This window comes from Algoriphagus sp. NBT04N3 (assembly GCF_019443765.1).
In the GTDB taxonomy this organism is placed as follows: domain Bacteria; phylum Bacteroidota; class Bacteroidia; order Cytophagales; family Cyclobacteriaceae; genus Algoriphagus; species Algoriphagus ornithinivorans.
Map to the genome: position 1 here is coordinate 3,923,888 of NZ_CP048415.1, position 20,825 is coordinate 3,944,712.

22 protein-coding genes are annotated in these 20,825 nt (G+C 39.1%); 10 read left to right on the forward strand and 12 right to left on the reverse strand.

Going from position 1 to position 20,825, the window contains the following annotated elements:
* Positions 1-51: 51 nt before the first annotated feature.
* Positions 52-900, reverse strand: coding sequence for an IS3 family transposase (locus tag GYM62_RS17060; RefSeq protein WP_219959479.1), 849 nt, complete (start codon positions 898-900; stop codon positions 52-54).
* A complete protein-coding gene (locus GYM62_RS17065; protein ID WP_219957302.1) occupies positions 870-1,247 on the reverse strand; it encodes a transposase in 378 nt (125 codons plus the stop codon). Before GYM62_RS17065 ends, GYM62_RS17060 begins: the two co-directional genes overlap by 31 nt.
* Positions 1,248-1,416: 169 nt before the next feature.
* Here GYM62_RS17065 and GYM62_RS17070 point away from each other — a divergent pair, with 169 nt between their 5' ends.
* The 7 genes from GYM62_RS17070 (at position 1,417) to GYM62_RS17100 (ending at position 8,531) form a co-directional block, all read left to right on the forward strand.
* Complete coding sequence (locus GYM62_RS17070; RefSeq protein WP_219957303.1) at positions 1,417-2,124, forward strand: hypothetical protein; 708 nt, start codon at positions 1,417-1,419, stop codon at positions 2,122-2,124.
* Between the two features lie 284 nt (positions 2,125-2,408).
* Positions 2,409-3,359 (forward strand): hypothetical protein, encoded by a 951-nt coding sequence (locus tag GYM62_RS17075; protein WP_219957304.1) that lies wholly within the window; start codon positions 2,409-2,411, stop codon positions 3,357-3,359.
* A gap of 295 nt (positions 3,360-3,654) precedes the next feature.
* On the forward strand, positions 3,655-4,911 hold the full coding sequence (locus GYM62_RS17080; protein ID WP_219957305.1) for a DUF2254 domain-containing protein: 1,257 nt from the start codon (positions 3,655-3,657) through the stop codon (positions 4,909-4,911).
* Between the two features lie 56 nt (positions 4,912-4,967).
* Positions 4,968-6,425 (forward strand): aminotransferase class V-fold PLP-dependent enzyme, encoded by a 1,458-nt coding sequence (locus tag GYM62_RS17085; RefSeq protein ID WP_219957306.1) that lies wholly within the window; start codon positions 4,968-4,970, stop codon positions 6,423-6,425.
* A 34-nt stretch (positions 6,426-6,459) separates the two neighbouring features.
* Positions 6,460-7,428 carry a hypothetical protein gene (locus GYM62_RS17090; RefSeq protein WP_219957307.1) on the forward strand — a complete coding sequence of 323 codons (969 nt, stop codon included), beginning with the start codon at positions 6,460-6,462 and terminating at the stop codon, positions 7,426-7,428.
* A gap of 102 nt (positions 7,429-7,530) precedes the next feature.
* Entirely contained in the window at positions 7,531-7,980 is a 450-nt protein-coding gene (locus GYM62_RS17095) for an outer membrane insertion C- signal (protein ID WP_255590412.1), read from the forward strand.
* A gap of 98 nt (positions 7,981-8,078) precedes the next feature.
* Positions 8,079-8,531, forward strand: a complete 453-nt coding sequence (locus tag GYM62_RS17100) for a YdeI/OmpD-associated family protein (protein WP_219957308.1) — start codon at positions 8,079-8,081, stop codon at positions 8,529-8,531.
* On the opposite strand, the gene GYM62_RS17105 is transcribed toward GYM62_RS17100, so the two are convergent.
* The 10 genes from GYM62_RS17105 to GYM62_RS17150 all read right to left on the reverse strand — a co-directional run bounded on the left by GYM62_RS17105 (position 8,528) and on the right by GYM62_RS17150 (position 18,568).
* Positions 8,528-10,930: a TonB-dependent receptor gene (locus tag GYM62_RS17105; protein WP_219957309.1), complete on the reverse strand. Its 2,403-nt coding sequence runs from the start codon at positions 10,928-10,930 to the stop codon at positions 8,528-8,530. The two genes, GYM62_RS17100 and GYM62_RS17105, sit on opposite strands and share 4 nt — an antisense overlap.
* Positions 10,931-11,012: 82 nt before the next feature.
* Entirely contained in the window at positions 11,013-11,723 is a 711-nt protein-coding gene (locus GYM62_RS17110) for a fatty acid desaturase (RefSeq protein WP_219957310.1), read from the reverse strand.
* A gap of 21 nt (positions 11,724-11,744) precedes the next feature.
* Positions 11,745-12,590: a 4-hydroxy-3-methylbut-2-enyl diphosphate reductase gene (locus tag GYM62_RS17115; protein WP_219957311.1), complete on the reverse strand. Its 846-nt coding sequence runs from the start codon at positions 12,588-12,590 to the stop codon at positions 11,745-11,747.
* 95 nt (positions 12,591-12,685) lie between these two features.
* The gene (locus GYM62_RS17120; RefSeq protein ID WP_219957312.1) at positions 12,686-13,396 is read right to left on the reverse strand and encodes a lycopene cyclase domain-containing protein; all 711 of its coding nucleotides are present in this window, start codon (positions 13,394-13,396) and stop codon (positions 12,686-12,688) included.
* A complete protein-coding gene (locus GYM62_RS17125; RefSeq protein ID WP_219957313.1) occupies positions 13,396-14,238 on the reverse strand; it encodes a phytoene/squalene synthase family protein in 843 nt (280 codons plus the stop codon). The genes GYM62_RS17120 and GYM62_RS17125 overlap by 1 nt, the downstream gene beginning before the upstream one ends.
* A 21-nt stretch (positions 14,239-14,259) precedes the next feature.
* On the reverse strand, positions 14,260-15,741 hold the full coding sequence (locus GYM62_RS17130) for an NAD(P)/FAD-dependent oxidoreductase (RefSeq protein ID WP_219957314.1): 1,482 nt from the start codon (positions 15,739-15,741) through the stop codon (positions 14,260-14,262).
* Between the two features lie 4 nt (positions 15,742-15,745).
* Positions 15,746-16,258, reverse strand: coding sequence for an RNA polymerase sigma factor (locus tag GYM62_RS17135; RefSeq protein ID WP_091653757.1), 513 nt, complete (start codon positions 16,256-16,258; stop codon positions 15,746-15,748).
* Between the two features lie 206 nt (positions 16,259-16,464).
* On the reverse strand, positions 16,465-17,361 hold the full coding sequence (locus GYM62_RS17140; RefSeq protein WP_219957315.1) for a MerR family transcriptional regulator: 897 nt from the start codon (positions 17,359-17,361) through the stop codon (positions 16,465-16,467).
* Positions 17,358-17,804, reverse strand: coding sequence for a sterol desaturase family protein (locus GYM62_RS17145; RefSeq protein ID WP_219957316.1), 447 nt, complete (start codon positions 17,802-17,804; stop codon positions 17,358-17,360). The genes GYM62_RS17140 and GYM62_RS17145 overlap by 4 nt, the downstream gene beginning before the upstream one ends.
* 98 nt (positions 17,805-17,902) lie before the next feature.
* Positions 17,903-18,568, reverse strand: a complete 666-nt coding sequence (locus GYM62_RS17150; RefSeq protein ID WP_219957317.1) for a carotenoid biosynthesis protein — start codon at positions 18,566-18,568, stop codon at positions 17,903-17,905.
* Positions 18,569-18,673: 105 nt separating this feature from the next.
* On the opposite strand from GYM62_RS17150, the gene GYM62_RS17155 reads away from it, so the two are divergent.
* From GYM62_RS17155 to GYM62_RS17165, 3 genes are all read left to right on the forward strand, one after another.
* Positions 18,674-18,976 (forward strand): DUF4286 family protein, encoded by a 303-nt coding sequence (locus tag GYM62_RS17155; RefSeq protein ID WP_219957318.1) that lies wholly within the window; start codon positions 18,674-18,676, stop codon positions 18,974-18,976.
* Between the two features lie 2 nt (positions 18,977-18,978).
* On the forward strand, positions 18,979-19,443 hold the full coding sequence (locus GYM62_RS17160; protein WP_219957319.1) for a TspO/MBR family protein: 465 nt from the start codon (positions 18,979-18,981) through the stop codon (positions 19,441-19,443).
* 248 nt (positions 19,444-19,691) lie between these two features.
* Positions 19,692-20,825: a DUF4221 family protein gene (locus tag GYM62_RS17165; protein ID WP_219957320.1), complete on the forward strand. Its 1,134-nt coding sequence runs from the start codon at positions 19,692-19,694 to the stop codon at positions 20,823-20,825.

Sequence of the window (20,825 nt, forward strand, 5' to 3'; positions counted from 1 at the left end):
TTTTTTGAATAGGGAAAACGAAGTGCTCTTTCCGCTTGAAAGTTGGACTAGTTATGCAGCGATTTTAAAGTTATAAAATTCATTTGGTGTTTTCATTTCTAATGCAGAATGTGGTGCATATGTATTGTATTCATTCATCCACTTCTGTATTTGCCTGTGTACGGTTTTTGGATTATCCAGGCAGCTCTCATAGACATAATCTCGTTTAAATGTAGCATTGAAGGCTTCACACATCCCGTTTGATTGTGGTGAATAGGTTGGGGTATTACAATCGATTATATTCCAGGATTTCAAGCTGGCTCTGAGCTTTTTTTCAATGAATTCCGGTCCATTGTCATGCAAAAACTGCAGTGTATCCGGTTCAGGCAAACTCTCTCCAAAGCGGATATGTAAGGCTTCTTGAACCATTAATTCAATATCAACTGCCTGCATATGTTTTCCTGCTTTCCAGGCGATGATGGACCTGTCACAACAGTCGAGAAGAAAGGCCACCCGGAGCTTTTCCCCATTCCAGCATTTAATCGAAGTGATATCACTAGCCCATCGCGTATTAGGTGTTTCTACTGCTATCTGCCCTGTATGGGATCTGCTGCTGCCTCTGGTTCGGTGTCGGGTAATCAACAACCCTTCTTCCTTCATGTAGCGGTGCACCATGTATTTGGTCACGTTGAGCCCATAATCCCGTTTGAGCAGCGCCTTGACCCGGGGTACCCCATAGGTGGATTTCTTTGCCGTGATTTCTACAACAGCCAGTTTCATCTGCTCACACAGTTCTTTTCGCACTGTCCTTTTTCGTTCAGGATAGGGCTTTGCTTTATAATATACAGAGGATTTGGCGACTCCCAGTGTCTTGATAATCCTATTCATGCTTACTCCGAATTGTCTGGATAACGATTCAATTTCTTGTTTCGAAGTTGATCCATCTCTAACTTTTTTTTTAGGATCTTAATATCCAAAGTAGATTCCCCGAGAGCCTTCTTGAGCTCTTCATTCTCTTTTCTAAGCATTTCCAATTCAGCTTTGGAATGTAGGTCACCTTGATTTTTGATACTCATAATGGCTCCTGATTTAGCAAGTGAACGCCAGCTATACACCTGACTGGTGATCAGCCCGTATCGGCGACAATATTCAGGACAAGATAAGCCAGAACTTTCCCAATCTTCTACAATAAAGGCTTTTTGTTGTGAAGTGAGTAGCTTTCGACCACCGGAAGAAAGTCGCGCGTTTTTAAGTAAGTCTTCGATCATTTTGTTCCTAAGTTTAGGCAACAAAACTGGTCCAGTTATTTAAGCGGTTAGGAACAGAAGCCAAGCAATTCAGGAATATTTTGAAACAAAATTGTAAATTAGGTTTCAAAGTAAACTCATATCAGCTCCTTAAGGAAAATATAATTTTATCACCTAAGTTATCTTCTAAATGAAATTTTTTGAAAGTGTTTGGGGGTACTTAAAATTGGAAAACCGATCTAGAAAAATGCAAATCGATTGGAAATCCAAATTCTTAGATTTCTTGATTGTAGTTATTGGGATAACAATAGCCTTTAAATTAAATACTTGGAACGAATCAAGAAAAGCGGCTACAGAGGAAAAAAGTTACCTTATAAGTTTCAATGAAGAATCGATTATCAATGAGAATAATCTTAAGGAAGCGTTGGAGCATTCAAAATTGGTCATGCAGGAAATAGAAAACATCAAAGGCCCATTGCTTTCCAAAAATTACAATGACCAAGACATCAAAATTTTAATAGGAAGCATGATATCTATGGCAAACTTTACTCCAATTACTACAACCATGGATAATATTTCCGCATCAGGGGAATTTGACCTAATCACTGATATGGAGTTACGAAAAAACTTAATTATCACTTATGACTCCTTCAAGACCACCTCTAGGCTTGAAAAGGTATTAGAGGATTATGTTGATAAGTATCTAACGCCCTTTCTGCTTCAGAATTACCGATTGAATGATTTGAGTCCAATTAATTCAGAAAATTTACAAGAGCCTGTATTTGAAAATATAGTTATAGGATACGAAGCTCTATTACAGCAAAAGATAAATGGTTACGAAGCAACTCAAGAAAGGCTTCAATCTTTGAATGGACATCTGAAAATGGTTAAAAAATAAAGACTCCTTTTACTTTGATTTACGTATTATTTTTTTTGAAATGCTAGTTTTTTCTCGAAAAACGATCTTAGGCTTCTTCAGTTTTTATTCGATTTTTACATCTATTTCAAAACCCCATTTCCATTATCTTTAAGTGTTTTTATTGAGTCCAAAAGTAAGGGACTTGAAATCCAAGTCAATTTTTTGTATTATAAGTAGCTTAATTCTAGGTACAAGGCGTCCTTTTTCAGCAACGAAAATTTATCGTTCACACCTTGTAATTCTTTAACTAAACTTTCAAAACCATGCAAAATCAATTCAATGATTCAGATAAAACCTTGTCTATAGGAGTTACACTTCTTTTGTTAATAAGTCTGCTTTCTTGTAATAATCAAAAAGAAGAAAAAACGGAAGTAATTGAAGAGAATCCCATAGTAGAAATAATAACTGAAAACATGGATTTTCAACTTCCCGACACTATTTCTCAAGGATGGAACAAATTTCACTATATCAATAAATCTGATCAAACACATTTCTTTCTAGTAGAAAAATATCCTGAAGGAAAGACTATTGCAGATGCTAAATTGGAGGTTCTTCCTCCATTTGCTAATGGCATGAGGCTATTGAATGAAGGAAAAATGGATGAAGCTTTGGCAGAGTTTGGAAAACTTCCAGAATGGTATGGTGCGGTGGAATTTGTTGGAGGATCAGGCTTAGTTTCACCAGAAAACACTGCTGAAACTACTATAAAACTTGAACCAGGATATTACTTGATCGAATGCTATGTTAAAATGGAAAATGGCGAGTTTCATACCACCATGGGAATGCTAGAACCCTTAGTAGTATCTCAGGATACTTCAGGAATTATACCTCCAGAAAACTTTATTCCAATTAATATCTCAAGCGAAAATGGAATTGTCTTAAATGATTCTATTACTGCAGGCACACAGACATTCGGAGTATATTTTCAGGACCAAAAAGTTTATGAAAATGTGGTAGGCCATGATGTAAATCTTGTAAAACTCAATGAAAATGCCAATCTGGATAGCCTTGAAAAATGGATGAATTGGATGGACCCTAAAGGATTGATTGATCCGGCGCCAGAAGGAATTGTTTTCTTAGGAGGAGTAAACGATATGCCACCTTTGACAATGGGATATTTTACAGCTGCTCTAACTCCGGGCGATTATGTACTCATATCTGAGGTCCCCAATGCTTCCGAAAAAAAATTATTGAAAATGTTTACTATTTATTAATCAAATAAATTTCTAATAAAGAGACTGCCTCTAAAATTTTTATATGTTCAACTCAGAAAAGGGTGTTTAAAAGTCCAATAAACTTTTATTTCTTCAAGGATATTGGATGGTTCAAGTGACATTTAATGGTTTAAGGGCAGTCTATTTCTATTTCTTTTTAACAATTCGTCTATTTTTCTACTTTCAACATAAGAACCAATTCGAATATTATTTTTTAAAATTCAACAGAACCCGCCCAAAACCGATAAATTCAAATCTTTTATAAGTTCACTAACTTAGTCTCTTTGACACATCTATGAAAAAAAATATCCGGTATTACTACAGTTTGCTTCAAGAAAGACTATGGTTTAAACCTCTACTTTTTTGCATTATTTCAGTTGGATCTGCTTTTTTGGCTCATATAGCAGACAACAGTTTTTTGGATGATATGGTCCCTGAAATTGAAGAGGACTCCATCGAAGTTCTGTTAAATACAATTTCTGCAAGCATGCTGGTTATAGCCATTTTTGCGGTGGGGTCCATGCTATCCGCCTTTTCTGCAGCCAGCAGTAGTGCGACACCTAGATCCTTCCCCTTAATTGTTTCCGACGACGTTTCGCAAAATGCCCTTTCTATATTCATTGGCTCATTTATTTATAGCATCATTGCCACTGTAGCATTCAAAAATGACTACTTCGGGAAAGCAGGAAATTTTACACTTTTTATTCTAACCCTAATTGTTTTCGCCATCGTTATTTTAACCTTTTTAAGATGGGTAGACAGTATTTCTAAATTAGGCAGAATGGGCCAAACCATACAGAAAGTAGAAAAAGCAACCAAAGACTCCTTTCTAGAAAGAAAGCAGAGACCATACCTCGGTGCGAAGCCATTAAAGTCAAGTAAAAAAGGAACTCCAGTTTTTTCAAAATTCATCGGCCATATTACCCATATACATATGGATCAGGTAAATGAGTTTACTAAAGAATTCGATGTCGATGTAATCATTAATTGCCTACCGGGATCTTTCTGTACTCCTGATCAACCTTTGGCTTATTTTCAACAAAAACATAAGGAAGAAGTAGAATCAGAAAAATTGATTAACTGCTTTGAAATCGGGTCAGAAAGATCATTTTTGGATGATCCTCGTTTTGGGTTGATCGCTTTAAGTGAAATTGGAAGCAGAGCTCTTTCTCCGGGAATCAATGATCCGGGAACCGCCATTGCCATCATCAAAAGTCACACTCGTTTATTTTGTGAATGGTTTTCTAAAGAAGATCAAGAGTCAAAGTCAGTGATTTATGATAGGATAGAAGTTCCTCCACTTTCTCTTTCTGATATGTTTGAGGATGCTTTTCGCCCAATTGCCAGAGATGGGGCAGGAACTGTAGAGGTCATGATCTGGCTTCAAAAATCCTTTTCTACTCTATGGAATATTGGAAATCAAGAAGCCCAGGAATTGGCTATTCTTCATTCTAAAACAGCCTTTGAAAGAGCTGAAAAGGCAATTTCGAATCAACATGATATTGAAAGGCTGAAAGAGAAATCCTTATTCTTTGCCCATCAGAAATCTTAATCTAGTTTTACTATTTCTGAGAATAAGTGAAAATTACCCCTTTTAAATTCCCTCAAATGCCTGAAAATAAAAACCTGACCTTAGACCCAGAAAACTGGGATAAAATGAGACAGCTTGGCCATCAAATGATCGATGATCTATTTGATTATTGGCAATCAATTCGGGATCAAAAAATATGGAAGCCCATTCCCGAAGAGGTGAAGGACCAATTTGAAAAGCCAATTCCTGAAAAAGGGCAAAGTCCAGAGGAAGTTTATAAGGAATTCAAAGAGTTTATATTTCCCTACAATAAAGGAAATGTGCATCCTCGATTTTTTGCATGGATTCAGGGAACAGGAACTCCCATGGGAGTTTTAGCTGATTTGTTGGCCTCAGGAATGAATCCTAATACCACCATTGGAGAGCATTCTGCTATGTATGTGGACAGGCAAGTGGTCAACTGGTGTAAAGAATTGATGAATTATCCACAGGAAGCCTCCGGAATCTTGGTCAGTGGTGGGTCCATGGCTAACATCACCGCTCTCACAGTGGCAAGAAACTCTTTCGGCTCTGAAAAAATACGTCAAAAAGGGCTTAAGGCTGCTTCAGCTCAGTTAATTATTTATTGCTCTGTAGAGACACATTCCTGTATTCAAAAGGCAGCAGAAATCATTGGTTTGGGAACAGATTCAGTTCGAAAAATTTCTGTAAATAAGCGATATGAGATGAATGTGCAGGAGTTGGAGCAACAAATCATTTCAGATAAAAAGGCGGGGCTTCTACCTTTTGCCATAGTAGGAACCTCAGGCACTGTCAATACAGGCGCTATTGATCCGCTAGATGAGCTGTTGAAGATTTCAAAAACTTATGGCCTTTGGTTTCACGTAGATGGAGCCTATGGAGCCTTGGCAAAACTAGATCCCGTATATGCTTCTCGATTAAAAGCCATAGAAGAAGCAGATTCAGTTGCCTTCGATCTTCACAAATGGTTATATGTTCCCTATGAAGTAGGCTGTACTTTGATTCGGGATGCAAAGAAGCATCGAGAGGCTTTTGCAATCACTCCCAACTATTTATTGCAGGAATCCCGAGGCCTTTCCGGCGGCTTAGACTCCATCAATAATTATGGTTTTGAACTTTCTAGAGGCTTTAAAGCACTGAAGATTTGGATGTCTCTCAAAGAGCACGGCAAAGAAAAATATGCTGCCATGATAGCTCAAAATAATCGTCAGGCAGAATATTTGGCAGATTTGGTCAATCAAAATCCAGAATTGGAATTGATGGCGCCAGTCTCAATGAGTATTACTTGTTTTCGAATGATCAAGCCAGGACTTTCTGAAGAGCAATTAAAAGATCTAAACCGGGAAATATTACTGAGGCTTCAGGAGGAAGGCATTGCATCGCCAAGCAGTACCATTCTCAATGGGAAATACACCCTGCGGGTTGCCAATGTAAACCAGAGAACCCAAATGGAAGACATGGACCTGTTGGTTCGGGAAGTACTTAGAATCGGGAATCAAATTGTGATTGCGTAGAAATTTTGGGTAAATTCCATAAACCCTACGCATCATGAAATCAGCACTTTACTTCGCCCTTTTAGGCTTATTTCTGTTTTCCTGCAAAAATAGCCCTGAGACCCTCACCCCAGAACCTGGCTACCTAATCGCCTTTAATACTTACGAACCTGACTCAGTTGTCGAAGATAATTGGGAAATACGGATCATGGACCCCGAGGATAGTACCCATCATTCTACCAATATTATCAATCATCCTGATGTAGCATGGACCTATTTTGCCCATGGACCTACTATCTATTTTATCAGTGATAGAGACACTGCTTATCGACACTTTTTTCTCTATCAAATGGATAGTGAAGGAAAAAATATTCAAAAATTTTCAAATCTCAGGTTAGAGGACAGTTGGATGGATTTGGACCCAACAACCCAAACCATGATCGTATCAGGGAGAACGGAAAACCGCTATCAACTCTACCTGATTGATCTCAAAACCGGAAATTATACACCATTCATACATGATACTGCCTTCAAATTCCAAGACCCGGTTTTTTCTCCCGACGGTAAACAGGTAGCTTATGTAAAAAGTCCAAAAGTCCAAGAAAAGGGAATTTTTCCTGAGGTTTTTCTAATAAATAGAAATGGTAGTGGGGAAAAACAACTAACCAAATTTCCCGCAAACGACCCTGCAGCTGAAAAATATGGTTATAAAGCTGGAGCACTCAAGTGGCATCCCACTGAAAATTTCATCAGTTATGCCAGTTCAAGAGGAAATACCACTTCAATTTTCGGAGTTAGACCAGAAGGGGGAGAGAGCTGGAAACTTTTTCCCTCTGAAAACCGCGAAGTTTATCACTCCTGGAGTCCTGATGGGAAACTCTTGACTTTTGAGCAGTCCGAGCCAGATAGTGCCTCCAAAGGATATAAACTGATTCTCATGAATTGGGAGACAAAAGAATTCCAAGACATATCCGATCCTGCTTTCAAAACTCAATTAGCACCCGTATTCGTGCAAAAAAACTAAGAGCAGTCCCTAATTTTGGGACAAAAGCAGGAAATATTGGCCTAATTTTGGTGCTTAAGAGGATTGGCTTTGGCCTATTCTAAAATTAAACCAAATACTATCATGATGAAGTTTTTAAAAATCAGTTCACTCGTTCTTTTTCTGGGCTTTTTTGCGGCTCTTGAAAGCCAAGCTCAGGAAGTGGGTCTACGTTTCGGTAATGTAAATGGGAATAACGTAGCATTAGACGCGGTTTTTGCTTTGGGCGAGTTTAGTAGAGTCCATGGTGACTTAAGCTTCGGAGGCGGAGGAGCAGGGATTGATTTGCTTTGGAACCCAATCTATCGCCCTATCTCTGATTCAGAGTTTAATTACTATTTGGGATTTGGCCCCTCCTTATTTTTGGGTGACCCTTTTAAGCTTGGAGCTGCAGGTGAAATCGGTGCAGAATATGAATTCCCCGATATTCCACTAATTGTGGGCCTTGATTGGAGACCCTATTTTATTTTGATAGAAAACACCACATTTGATGCCGGTGGCTTTGGATTAAATATTCGTTGGAGATTAAATTAATCTAATTATTACGTAACTTATAGCTGGGTCATCGCCCGGCTTTTTTTATGCCGACTGACTGAGATTATTGCCTTTTTTCTGTTTAAACAGATACGAAGATGGAACTGATTCTGGAAGGTGATTTCTATTTGGAGCGTTTCTCAGGAAAAGCAGGATGGACCTATATTCCTTTCCCAAAGGAAAATATCACTGCCAAAAACCCTTTTGGTATGCTGAAAGTCTCTGGAAGCATCGACGAATATCAATTTGAGAACAAACACCTGATGCCTGTAGGAGATGGCAGGCTTTTTTTACCACTGGCGAAGCAAATTCGAAAAAAAATCAAAAAAGAAGCTGGTGACTCTGTCCACTTGAAACTATACAGACAGGCTTTACCAGATAGTGCTCCTCCTGAACTCTTGGATTGCCTACGCGATGACCCAGGAAAGCTTAAGCTTTTCGATCTATTGCCTGTAGAAGAAAAAGAAGAGTGGATTAGCTTTATTTACAGCGCAAATTCAGAAGATGAGAAAGCGAACAGAATCGTCAAATTATTGGAAGAATTGCACTAAAACTCCACAATGATCCCGATTGTCGGCAACACATTACCCGCAGTATTTTCTATCAAACGCAATTGATAGCGGCTAGGGTCATTGGGATTTACTACTTTTTGGCCAGAACTATCTCGTTCAGGCACCAGAATAGGAGCCTGTAAGGCCTGAAAATTATAGGCATTTTGGATATCCACGTACCAGTTGAGATTCCAGTTTTTGAAAAAATACTTCTTATCCAGCCTCAAATCCAATTGATGAAATGCTGGCAATCGTTCTCCATTAATTCGGCTATAGTCCAAGACCCCTGAGTTTCTCACATCCCAATTTGAAATCAAAGCCGATTCCTGTACATCAAATGGAGTATAAGGAGTACCTCCCAAGAATCTCCATCTTGCGCCTAACTCCCAATTATTCTTGAATCGCTTTCCTGCCGTTAAGCTCACGATAAACCTATTATCCCAAGAAGATGGAACAAAGCCTTCTGTATTAGGATTGGTGAATTCACTTCTAACTAATGTCAAAGCAGCTATTCCATAGAAATCCTTGAAAAGTCGCTGCTGCGCCAAAAACTCAATTCCATAAGCTCTCCCTTCAGCATTTGAATTGACAGGTTCGTTTCCTATTACTCCGAAGTCAGCTCCCAAATTGCCTAAGGCTATACCATTTCGAATAGAGGAGGGATAATTATCATACTTTTTATAAAATGCCTCAGCCGTAAAGCGCCTATTTTTTTCAGGAACCAAAAATTCAATCCCACCGATCAATTGACTGCTCCTAATGAACTGCAAATCATTTTCCTGGTTAACCAAGACGCCTTCATTGTTTCGAAAGCCTAAAACAGTGTAGGGTGGTTTTTGATAATAAATGCCCGCATTCGCAGTGGCAAATAAATTTGGCTTTAATTGGTAAGAAACAGATACCCGTGGACTAATTTGGTTGAGAGGGTTTGTGGCTGTACTTCCAAAATCAGAGCCATCCATTCTTAGCCCACCTGTAAGTAACAAGCGCTCACCATTGAAATACTTGCTTCCGGAAATGAAGGCTCCATAAGAGCTGAAGTTGGAGGTGGAATTAATGTCGATCACCTGCCCTGATCCAGACAGAGTTGCCCTATCAAAATTATCAATGAAATAGCGGGCATATTCGTAATTCACTCCATACTTCAGAGTATAGCCCGCTCCAAAGATGCTGTTTTCAGCCCGAAATTTATTTTCGGATTCCTGGCTTAAATAATCAAATAAAAGATTGGCCTCTGAGCTCGTATCATTATTGGCGTACTTAAAGGAACGGTTGTTCAGCATATTCCTGCTCAACACAAAAGTCCAGAATCCGTTTTCCCGAAAACGCTTTAATTTCAATCCGGTGGCATAGTTCCACTGCTCCTGAATTGGAAGTACGCCCAGTAAATACAATCGATTTTCTCTTTCCTCCTGAGTTTCATTTTCTGGGATATTTTCATTGAGAACAAATTTGTCAATCGCTCCTACAGCCAGAAAGGTTAATTCTGTTTTCTCGTTCAGTTTGGTGGTAGTCTTGACTTGGAAGTCATTAAAAGTGGGTAAAAATGGCAAGCCCAACAGTCGAAATAAGCCCTGTAAATAAGATCTTCTCGCCGATAGCAAATAGGTGGTCTTTTCTCCCAAAGGTCCTTCATTGGAGAGTGTCAGTTCGGAGGCTCCCACAGTCAGCTGAGTAAACATTTGGTCTCTTCTTCCTTCTTTCAATTGAACTTCAAAGAAAGAGCTTAAAGCATTCATTCTATTAGCAGGAAATCCTCCTGCTATCAAATCCACATTCTTGATCAGGTTGACGTTGAGTATCCCAACCGGACCTCCTGAAGAACCCTGAGTCGAAAAGTGATTAATCACAGGTACTTCGATTTCATCAATGAAAAATCTATTCTCGTTGGGTGCGCCACCCCGAATCAAAATATCATTTCTAAAACTCGGTGTACTGGCCACTCCCGGCAAAGCCTGGATAACCCGGCTAATATCTCTGTTGCCCCCGGGATACCTTTCTATTTCATTGGAATTGAGCTTGCGAACTGATAGCGGAGTTTCTTCAGACCTTGAAAACTCCGAGTTTACTATTACTTCATTCAGCTCAGAAGCATCTTCAAGTAATTCAAAATCCATTTGTACCGGCTTTGCCTGCGTAATTTGAACCTCGTATTTGGTGGAAGTTTTAAAGCCTACAAAACTGGCTCTTACATTATATAGACCCGGAGGAATATTACCGATTTGATAGTTTCCATTCTCATCACTGATGGCTCCCAATTCTGTATTCAAGATCAAAACATTGGCAAAAGCCACAGGCTGATTATTGACGGGATTGATGATTTTACCTTTTAAAACTCCTTGAGAAAAAACAGGCAGGCTTAGCAGCAAACAAATCAGTGCCGCGAGATACTTTTTCATAATCAGGTTGGAATACTTTAAAAATCAATTCCTGAAGTGAAAGTTTCAGAAATACCCGAAAATTTGACCTAAATCAAGGGTTTTAAGCAGTTTGTTTTTCTTTTTCTCTCCAAAGCCTCCACCATGGAGTACCTGGCGAGTCATGATGCTCAAAGTGGTAGCCAAAGAAGTAACAGCTCAAAAATGCCCAAACATGATTTTTAGCCTGAGACCGGGAGTGATGGGCATTGTCGCTTTCACCTCTATGAGGCAGGTATGTGCCGAAATAAAACAGTTGCAAAGTGGACAGAATCGCGGGAAGCATCCAGAAGACAATCAGATTTTCGGTAGGGAGCCATAGCTTTAAAACATTAAAACTAACCGCCATCAACAATATCTGCCAAATACTCACATATTGGCGAATGAAAGAGAGATACCAAATCAGAAAATTACCGGAGGCATGATAATCAGGGTCTTCATCTGTAGCCACATGCCTATGATGCTGATGGTGTTTGGGAAAAAGCTTCCAATAAAAATTATAGGAAAACAGAATAGCTGCGATCCATCCTGTGGCATGGTTGATTTGCTTGTGCGAAGAGACCACCCCATGCATGGCATCATGAGCTGTAATAAAAAGCCCTGTATAAAGGTGCATTTGTATCAAAATACCCAAATAGGTGAGTGGATTTGTCCAAGATATTTCAAACTGTATCCAAAAAACCAAAGAGATAGCCCAAAGCAAAATAATGCTCCAAGCGATCAATAGACCTTTAGGATCTACCTTTTGGGTGATTCGATACTGATTCAGCTGCATGTAATTAGACCTTTTTTCGACTCAAAAGGTAAGAATTCTTTCTCTTACCTGCTCCATCAGCCACATAGGAGTGGATGTGGCTCCACAAATTCCTACCGTTTCATTGGGCTCAAACCAGCTCTCCTCAATTTGATCTGGATTGGATACAAAAAATGTATTGGGGTTTTTCTCTTTACAAACGTTATATAGCACCTTACCATTGGAAGATTTGGTGCCACTGACGAAAACTATTTTGTTAAACTTATCAGCAAAGTCACGAAGCTCCTTATCCCTATTGGAAACCTGACGGCAAATAGTGTCATTGGTGTTAACAGTGATTCCATTTTGCCTTAAGATTTCATTGATCTCGTAGAATTTATCCGTGCTTTTGGTAGTCTGGCTGTAAAGGGTCAGGTTTTTCGGAAGGCTAGGAATATCCAGTTCGGAAATATCCTGAAAGACTACCGCCTTATTATTGGTTTGACCTAGCAATCCAATCACTTCAGCATGACCATGCTTTCCATAGATATAAATAGTCTCTTCTTTGTCGAAAGAATTTTTAATCCTGTTTTGCAACTTCAATACAACCGGACAAGATGCATCTATAAGCGTCAGATTATTTTTGATGGCCAATTCATAAGTGGAAGGCGGCTCACCATGCGCACGAATGAGGACTTTTTCATCCTTCAATTGATGCAACTCCGAGTGATCAATGATTTTCAACCCTTTTCTGGTAAGCCTATTGACCTCTTCGTCATTATGAACGATATCTCCCAAGCAGTAGAGATAGCCTTGCTCATCCAAAATCTCCTCTGCCATTTCGATAGCATAGACCACCCCGAAGCAAAAGCCAGAATGATTGTCAATTTCTACATGGAGATTTTTCATCTGAATTGGATTATGTTTTACTAGTCCTCGAGCTGTTTTTTCAGAAAATTTATCGTCTTAAGACTTATTAATTTTGACCTGCCTGAACTCATAGCCTATAAACTTTTCAGGGAATGAATTGTTTTTCGGCTTCTGATACTTTCGAATATACTCACATTCATCAACAAGAGCGTCATCGAGTAGATACTATCCTCAATTGGAACTGTCCAAATTCGGATCCCTAAATTTTCGGCATTGTTATAAATCACCACCGGCTCCTCTGTCAATCCACCGGTCAGAACTCCATTACACAGGAAAAACGGTATCAGATGAACAAAATAGGCAAATAAGAAGCGCCCTAAATATTTATCATTAAAGACTAGAAAATGAACCAATAAAGCGATTGCTCCTACGAAAAAATTGACCGAAGTGTACCATTTGTCCAAGTGCCAAACTGCAAAACCCAATAAAAATGGGACCATGATATAGACAAAAGGCTTTCCAAATGGCAGGAAAATATCCTTCGGGAAAAAATAAATCAGTACCTCATAGATAAATATACAGGCAAAAGGAACTGTCAAGAAAAACAGCCACTCTTCCAAAGGCAATTGAAAGAAGTAAATCCCTACCAAATAATCGGGGTTAAATTCCCATACTCCCATTACGGTAAACCAGTGATCCCATATCAAAAAGAACGCTCCAGTGAAAAATATCGCTGGGAAAAGGGCGTACCATTTAGTTGCGTACCTGATTTTAGGCTCAAAAGACCTTACCAAAGGAAAGGAAATGGTAAAAAGATTGATCGCCAGATACAAATAATGCTCCATTAACTAATGCCCAGTTTGGTGCCAAAATAGGTCCCTACCAATAAAGAAATCTTCTTGGAATTAGGGATTCGGATTCTCTGCTGTGTAATAGTTTCGGCAGGCAAACCTTTGATTTTATCAAATAACTTTTGGTAATAGAGATACGCCACTTTCACCCCTAATTTTGCACCATCCGGCAATTGTTCAATCCCAATTAGAGAGTCATCAAAATCTTTCTGAATATCTTCCTCTATCTGAGTTTTTATATCTCTATTGAAAAGCTTGTAATCAACACCCGGAAAATAAACCCTGCCTCTTTCTTCAAAATCACTTTTGATATCCCGAAGGAAATTAACCTTTTGGAAAGCGGCTCCCAGCTTACATGCTGGCTCTTTCAGTCGGTCATACATTTCCTGATTACCCTCACAGAAAACTTTCAAACACATCAGGCCTACAACTTCTGCCGAGCCATAGATGTATTCATTGTATTTGGAATCATTATATTTTTTGAAATCCAAGTCCATTTCCATGCTATGAAGGAAGGCCTCAATCAAGTCCAGGTCAATTTTATATTGATTAACTATGAGTTGAAATGCATGCAAAACCGGATTGAGGGAGATTTTTGCATCAATGGCTTCATAGGTATCTTTTTTAAACCTCTCCAATAAAGTCGCCTTATCCTGATCATGAAAAGTATCCACAATTTCATCGGCATAGCGAACAAAACCATAGATGGCATAAATAGGAAGATGAAACTTTTTGTCCAAAGTTTTGATCCCCAGCGTGAAGCTGGTACTGTATCGTTGAGTGATCAGTCGACTACATTCCAGTGTGGTTTGGTCAAAAAGTGCTTTAGCATCCATTGCTATAATATACCTATTTATTTACAGATTGTTTTCTTTGATCACTTCTTTTGCCACTACCTGCCCAGAAATCAGGGATGGCGGAACACCCGGTCCAGGCACAGTAAGCTGACCAGTATAATATAGATTCTTTACTTTTTTGTTTTTCAAAGAAGGTTTCAAAATTGCAGTTTGCAAAAGCGTATTAGCTAAGCCATAAGCATTGCCTTTGAAGGCATGATAGTCCGACTTGAAATCCGAATGGGCATAAGATCTTTTATAAGTCACATGCGGGCGCACATCCTGACCCGTGATTTTCTCCAGACGGTCCATGATGATGTGGTAATATTTTTCTCTCATTTCCTCAGAATCCTCCAAATCAGGCGCCAAAGGAATTAATAAAAACATATTTTCTTTTCCTTTAGGAGCTACTGTAGGATCTGTGATAGATGGGACGGAAGCATAGAAAAGCGGCTTTTCCGGCCATCGTGGATTTTTGTAAATCGCGTCTGCATGAGGACCAAGTGGTTCATCGAAAAACAGGTTGTGATGACGCAGATTCTTCAGTTTTTTATCAATTCCCAAGTAAAATAACAAACTGGAAGGGGCCATAACTCTTTTGTCCCAGTATTCCTCAGAATAATTGCTGTAATTAGGATTGAGCAAATGCTTATCCACGTGATGATAATCTGCACCGGCAATCACAATATCCGCTTCAATTTTTTCTCCAGAAATTAGACGAACGCGTTTTGCCAAGCCTTTTTCCACCTCAATTTCTTCTACTTCGGATCCATAACGGATTTCAACGCCTTTTTCTTCAGCCAGGGAAACCATCCCTCGAATAATCTCATGCATTCCCTTTTTGGGATACCAAGTACCCAAAGCGATATCTGCATAGTTCATAAGGGAATAAAGAGCAGGAATATTTTTAGCTGTTTCTCCTAAAAAGAGAACAGGAAATTCCATCAAACGAATAATCTGTTCGGATTTAAAAAACTTGCGAACATGCTTAGACATGGATTGGAAAATATCCATTTTCACCATATCCACTAGCAATCCCGGAGAGGCAAATTCCAATAAGGACCTGCTTGGCCTTTTGACCAAATCGTGAATGCCTACTTCGTATTTGTATTTTGCTTGCTCTAAAAATAAATCCAGTTGCTTGCCTGCGCCTGGTTCGATTCTATCCAACATTGCTTTGAATTCATCCATATTGGCAGGAATATCCAGAACTTCCTTCTCTCCATAAATGACAGCATAAGAAGGATCCAAACGAATCAGGTCATAATAGTCGGATGGCTTTTTCCCAAATCGGGCAAAATAATCCTCGAATACATCCGGCATCCAATACCAACTGGGACCCATATCAAAAACAAACCCCTGGTGCTCAAACTTTCTCGCTCGACCTCCTGGGGTTTCGTTTTTTTCTAAAAGGGTAACTGAACAACTCTCTCCTGCCAGATGGGTGGCTACTGATAGTCCTGCAAAGCCAGAACCGATTACCACCACATGCTTTTTACTCATAGGATCAATTTTTATTCTTATAAACTGCTAGATCATCTTTCAACAGCTTTCTGGCAATATGTATTCTATTCTTTACAGTTCCAATTGGAATCTGCAACTTATCCGCAATTTCATGATACTTGAATCCTCTGTAGTGCATCATAAAAGGAGTCTTGTATACGTCGTCCAGTTTGTCGATTGCGGTGTAAATATCTTCCATCGCAAAGTTTCCATACACGCCATTCTCAATCTGAGAATCGCTGGAATTGATGTAATGAAGATTGTCTGTGGTGTCTACGAATGTGCCTCTTCTGACCATTCGCTGATAGTTGGTAATGAAGGTGTTTTTCATAATGGTATACAACCATGCTTTCAGGTTGGTACCTTCTGTAAACTTATCTCTATTGGTAAATGCCTTTACCATAGTGTCTTGTAACAAATCATTTGCATCATCCATGTCCCTGGTTAACTTCAGTGCAAATGGTTTCAGTGTGCTGGAAAGCTTGTGTAGTGAGTAACTGAATTCTAGAGTTGTCATGGTAGCTTTGTCTTTTTGTTTAATCAAACTTAGGAATACTTAAACAAAATACAAAGCTTTTGTTGAATTTTTTTTCAGTTAGATTAAACAAAATATTTCCTGACCGCTCTTTCTTGGGATTTGTGGCCGAATTTGGATATAAATGGACAAAAAAAGGCATTCTTGGTAGAATGCCTTTTGTTTAATTTATTGTTAAATTCTTTAGACTATTTCTCTTGAGTCACTTCTGCGAGCTCTTCCAGCATAACTTTGATGTCCCTGATGTAATTAAGTTGCTGCACATTGGCTGGGAGTTTTAAATCCTGACCGATTACTTGATACCCTGTGATCAAGATTTTTGCTTCCTGAAAACGCTCTGACAAAGCATCCACATAGTCTTGTGCATACTCTGAGCTCGGAGATGTAGTAATTACAGTTAAAAGATAATCAGGTCTATGCAATTTATAAACTGAAAGGAGATCATCATTAGGGGTACTTTGTCCTAAGTATATAACCTTATGTCCCATGCTTTTGATGAGGTAAGCTGCGAAAAGCAAGGAGATTTCATGAAGTTCTCCTTCTGGTAGGAAGAGTAAAAATTTCTTTCCTCCACCATTAATCACTTGACCGTCTATGGCTACAATGAGTTTCTGTCTGACCAGATTGGAAATGAAATGCTCCTGCGCGGGATTGATCGCTCCGGTTTGCCATAGCACTCCAATCTTAGACATAAATGGATAGATGATGTTGAGCATGGTTTGCTCAAAGCCCAGTTTAAGGATATTGGAAGAAAGAATCTTATCGAATCGCTCCTCATCCATTTCTATCATACAGATAGTTAATGTGTGGATTTGATCGTCATGGGTTAGAGATCTTTCCGTCAGTTTCATCACTTCAGTTCGAATTTCTCCTTCTTCCATAGATGCAATCTTACTGATCTTGAAGCCATTGTCATTCAACAAAGCGACATTCAAAATCAGTTTCAGGTCCGCATCATCATAATAACGGATATTGGTATCGGTCCTTTTCGGGCTCAGCAAATTGTAACGCTGCTCCCAAATACGTAATGTATGGGCTTTGATACCTGAAAGTTGCTCTAGATCTTTGATCGAATAAGTGCTCACTTTTCTTCCTGTTTAAAATATTCTCTGGGTACTACGAACAATCCAAAGGAAACAGCATCTTCCTTTTGATTGGTTTTATGATGCGCTTTATGCGCCTTGAAGATTCCTTTTAGGAAAGCATTTTTGGGTCGGTCAAACCATTTCAGTCTGCGATGAACCAAAACATCATGCAAAAAGAAATAGAGTACTCCGTACAAACTGATTCCGATTCCCATCCAAAACCGATAATCAAGATTTTCCAATCCCAGGAAAATCAATACTACTGCAATACTTCCAAAGAGCAACGAAAACAAATCGTTCAACTCAAAGAAAGACTTAGAGGGCTGATGATGGGTCTTATGTATCATCCAAAGAGGACCATGCATCAGGTACTTGTGAATCAACCAACCGGAAAATTCCATTACGATAAATCCCAGTGCGATAAATCCTATAGCTTTAATCATCACGAAAACAACTAATTAAGTGACTGTTTTGTTATAAGCTGCAATTTGACCTTTTGTTTCAGCTTTATGGAATAATATTTTATGATTCATGTCATAAATCATTCCACAACGGTAAAATTGAGTATGGTAAAGAATAAAATTAATGTCAAAAGCAAAGGCAGTGCAATAGGATTCTGCTTTTCAAACTTTGCTTTTCTAAAAATCAGGTGGATCAGGTAGGCTATAAAAAACCATCCCAAATAATTGCCTACAGGAATGATGTCAAATTTCCAGTACCAAAAATCCAATGAAACTGCCACCGGCTCTAAAATATAGTCTATCGCGGTCATCGCTGTGGCGCCTAAAAATGCAGCGTAATAATCATTGGGAATTTTCTGGAATGCAACTCCGGTGAGATATGCTAGAATAAACCAATTGACACCTATTATAATAGGAACCTCCCAAAGCTTAGGACCCAAGGTCGGACCGTATACATAGTCTCCAAATAAATAGCCAGTGTGAATTCCTATCAATTCTGCCCCAAAACCTATCCAAAATACAGCTGTGGCAAAAATCGGAAAAGAATCAGACCAGCCCCTGTGAAATAGAAGAATGATCACCAAAGAAGTCAAAAGCTGAGCTGGAGTCATACTCAAAAACCAATCTCTATACTCAGGCAAGCTGAGCCCCACCAAACCAACACCGTGAAGGATGATGATTACCGCTATGGCAATGATTACTTTTATATTGGTCCCGGAGCTATTTTCAGTGACTACTTTATGCATGAGCGGTGCTTGGGTGAGCAGAATTGAGGTTTTAAGTTTGGGATTCCTAACTTTGATGTTCCAAATTTGTTATTAAAAAAAGGAAAATCCCTACAAAACTACGAAATGATACTATACAACGTCACCATCAATGTTGCTCCCGAGATAGAAGAAGACTTTATTCAATGGCTAAAAAACACCCATATTCCGGAAGTAATGGCCACTGGTATTTTCACTGAACATAAATTATTGAGATTGATCCAAAGAGCGGATGATGGCAGCACCAATTATGCAGTGCAATATTTTACCGAGAGCCTTGCCAAAATGCAGGAATACGAAACCAAGCATGCTCCTGCCTTGAGAGCCAAAACGCAAGAACGCTACCAAGATAAAGCACTGGCATTCCGAACCCTTTTGGAAATCATTTAAAAATGCCCAACTGGCTCAAACTCATCATCAGCATCATTTTGCCTCAAGCCGCTGGGCTGACCGGGGCTTATTTTACCATCAGTAGCGTGGATAGCTGGTACGGAACCTTGGAAAAGCCTTTTTTCAATCCTCCACCTTGGTTGTTCGGTCCCGTTTGGACGACTTTGTATCTGATGATGGGTTGGGTTTGCTATTTGATCTGGAAAAGCAATCACCCTCAAAAGAGGTTTTTATTGAGCCTTTATTTTATTCAGCTTGCTTTAAACGCGATTTGGTCCCCGGCATTTTTTGGAGCAGAGTCTCCTGCATTAGGCTTGTTGGTCATCATACCTTTGGGAGTATTGGTCTTTATTTGCATTCTCCAGTTTAAGAAAATATCTCATTGGGCATCCAGGTTAATGATTCCCTATTTTCTCTGGGTTTGCTTCGCCACTCTTCTCAATATTTCTATCTGGTATCTGAATTGAGGTTTTTGTTTATTTTAATATTATGTATATCAGCCTTTTTAATAGAAAGCAAGGCTCTGGTTCAACCTAAAGGACCAGAAATTTGATCCTTCCGTCTTCTGTCTTCGGTCTTCCTTCTTTTTTGAATAAAGGATTTATCCTCACTGTGATGATTGTAGCCAATTAGATATTTTTTTCAACGCTTTTTCCGTTTGTGCACTAGGTTTTTAGCAAATAAAGATTAGTTTTAAATCTTTAATTATTTTTATATGAAACAAATTTTTACCGCGCTCTTGCTGCTGAGCTTTTTTTCATGCAGCCAGAACAGTTCCGAAAAAGAGACTCCCAATATTTTGGAAAAATTGGAGCTCAAAATTGATAGCCTGACTGTCGATTCCGGGGAGGAAATTTTTGCTCCCGATGGAATATATTCCGAAGACCTAAGCCTAGACGGTGAGCGTGTCTTCGCTTTCTACGAACCAGACTTTGAGGTATTTGAGATTTCGCTGAAAGAAATGAAGTTGCTCGCGAGGCATCCCTTTCAGCGTGAGGGTCCTGACGGCATCAAAGGGTGGATTTCCTCATTTCAAGCCCTTCCTGAAGATCAACTGATGATTTATGATGGGGTGATTCCAAGTGTTTTTGATCTGGAAGGCAAAAAATTAAAATCATTTGAACAGGATTTTCAAAAAATGATTGATTTCCAATCTGAGAGTCCTTTTATGGTCACTAATTATTTGAAATCCAGCCCAGAACAAAATTTCTTTTTCTCTTTACCAGCAGAGTTTGGAAAGCCCATCTTGGGCCTTGCGGTATTTGACATGGTGAATGAGAAAGGTAAGGTTTTGAAACTTCCAGCCTTTGATTTAGTCACAGGTTTTCAAGTGATTTTCCGCCAGGGAAATGGAGCCTCATTTTATGGCGACATGGTAGGATTACAATTGATTAATCAGCAACTGCTGGTTACCTGCAACTCAACAGCTCAAGTCTACAGATATGACTACAAGAAAGATTCTTTGGAATTGATCTCCTTTGAGCATCAACTGGTAGAAAACCAAAAAAGCGGTTCATTTCCCAATGAGGTAGATTCCAGAGAAAAACAGATGGAGGTAGCGAATCAAATTCGGCAGCAGATTTCTTTTGATAATTTCTATTGGGATGAAATCAGAAAACTTTATTTCCGATTTGGCACCAAAAATTACAGAGTCTCTCCCGATGGAAATGAGCGAAAGTCAGACTGCTACCTGTTTGCCTATGATGAGGAGTTCAACTTAATCGGTGAGGCTTTTTTACCCGAACTAACGGTAACCCCTTACCATGGCTATTTCTATAAAGGAGCTTTTTATAGCTACTGGCCTTTGGGAGATGAGGCCGGCTTTGTCAGATTTCAATTTAATTTCTAA

What these genes read in the sequence shown, in the direction of transcription:
- GYM62_RS17130 (WP_219957314.1), bottom strand. Translation starts at nt 15,741, where the DNA reads ATGAGTAAAAAGCATGTGGTGGTAATCGGTTCTGGCTTTGCAGGACTA.
- GYM62_RS17135 (WP_091653757.1), bottom strand. Translation starts at nt 16,258, where the DNA reads ATGACAACTCTAGAATTCAGTTACTCACTACACAAGCTTTCCAGCACA.
- GYM62_RS17160 (WP_219957319.1), top strand. Translation starts at nt 18,979, where the DNA reads ATGCCCAACTGGCTCAAACTCATCATCAGCATCATTTTGCCTCAAGCC.
- GYM62_RS17165 (WP_219957320.1), top strand. Translation starts at nt 19,692, where the DNA reads ATGAAACAAATTTTTACCGCGCTCTTGCTGCTGAGCTTTTTTTCATGC.
- GYM62_RS17125 (WP_219957313.1), bottom strand. Translation starts at nt 14,238, where the DNA reads ATGGATGCTAAAGCACTTTTTGACCAAACCACACTGGAATGTAGTCGA.
- GYM62_RS17115 (WP_219957311.1), bottom strand. Translation starts at nt 12,590, where the DNA reads ATGAAAAATCTCCATGTAGAAATTGACAATCATTCTGGCTTTTGCTTC.
- GYM62_RS17095 (WP_255590412.1), top strand. Translation starts at nt 7,531, where the DNA reads ATGATGAAGTTTTTAAAAATCAGTTCACTCGTTCTTTTTCTGGGCTTT.
- GYM62_RS17110 (WP_219957310.1), bottom strand. Translation starts at nt 11,723, where the DNA reads ATGCAGCTGAATCAGTATCGAATCACCCAAAAGGTAGATCCTAAAGGT.
- GYM62_RS17150 (WP_219957317.1), bottom strand. Translation starts at nt 18,568, where the DNA reads ATGCATAAAGTAGTCACTGAAAATAGCTCCGGGACCAATATAAAAGTA.
- GYM62_RS17105 (WP_219957309.1), bottom strand. Translation starts at nt 10,930, where the DNA reads ATGAAAAAGTATCTCGCGGCACTGATTTGTTTGCTGCTAAGCCTGCCT.
- GYM62_RS17065 (WP_219957302.1), bottom strand. Translation starts at nt 1,247, where the DNA reads ATGATCGAAGACTTACTTAAAAACGCGCGACTTTCTTCCGGTGGTCGA.
- GYM62_RS17155 (WP_219957318.1), top strand. Translation starts at nt 18,674, where the DNA reads ATGATACTATACAACGTCACCATCAATGTTGCTCCCGAGATAGAAGAA.
- GYM62_RS17120 (WP_219957312.1), bottom strand. Translation starts at nt 13,396, where the DNA reads ATGGAGCATTATTTGTATCTGGCGATCAATCTTTTTACCATTTCCTTT.
- GYM62_RS17145 (WP_219957316.1), bottom strand. Translation starts at nt 17,804, where the DNA reads ATGATTAAAGCTATAGGATTTATCGCACTGGGATTTATCGTAATGGAA.
- GYM62_RS17075 (WP_219957304.1), top strand. Translation starts at nt 2,409, where the DNA reads ATGCAAAATCAATTCAATGATTCAGATAAAACCTTGTCTATAGGAGTT.
- GYM62_RS17090 (WP_219957307.1), top strand. Translation starts at nt 6,460, where the DNA reads ATGAAATCAGCACTTTACTTCGCCCTTTTAGGCTTATTTCTGTTTTCC.
- GYM62_RS17080 (WP_219957305.1), top strand. Translation starts at nt 3,655, where the DNA reads ATGAAAAAAAATATCCGGTATTACTACAGTTTGCTTCAAGAAAGACTA.
- GYM62_RS17070 (WP_219957303.1), top strand. Translation starts at nt 1,417, where the DNA reads ATGAAATTTTTTGAAAGTGTTTGGGGGTACTTAAAATTGGAAAACCGA.
- GYM62_RS17085 (WP_219957306.1), top strand. Translation starts at nt 4,968, where the DNA reads ATGCCTGAAAATAAAAACCTGACCTTAGACCCAGAAAACTGGGATAAA.
- GYM62_RS17100 (WP_219957308.1), top strand. Translation starts at nt 8,079, where the DNA reads ATGGAACTGATTCTGGAAGGTGATTTCTATTTGGAGCGTTTCTCAGGA.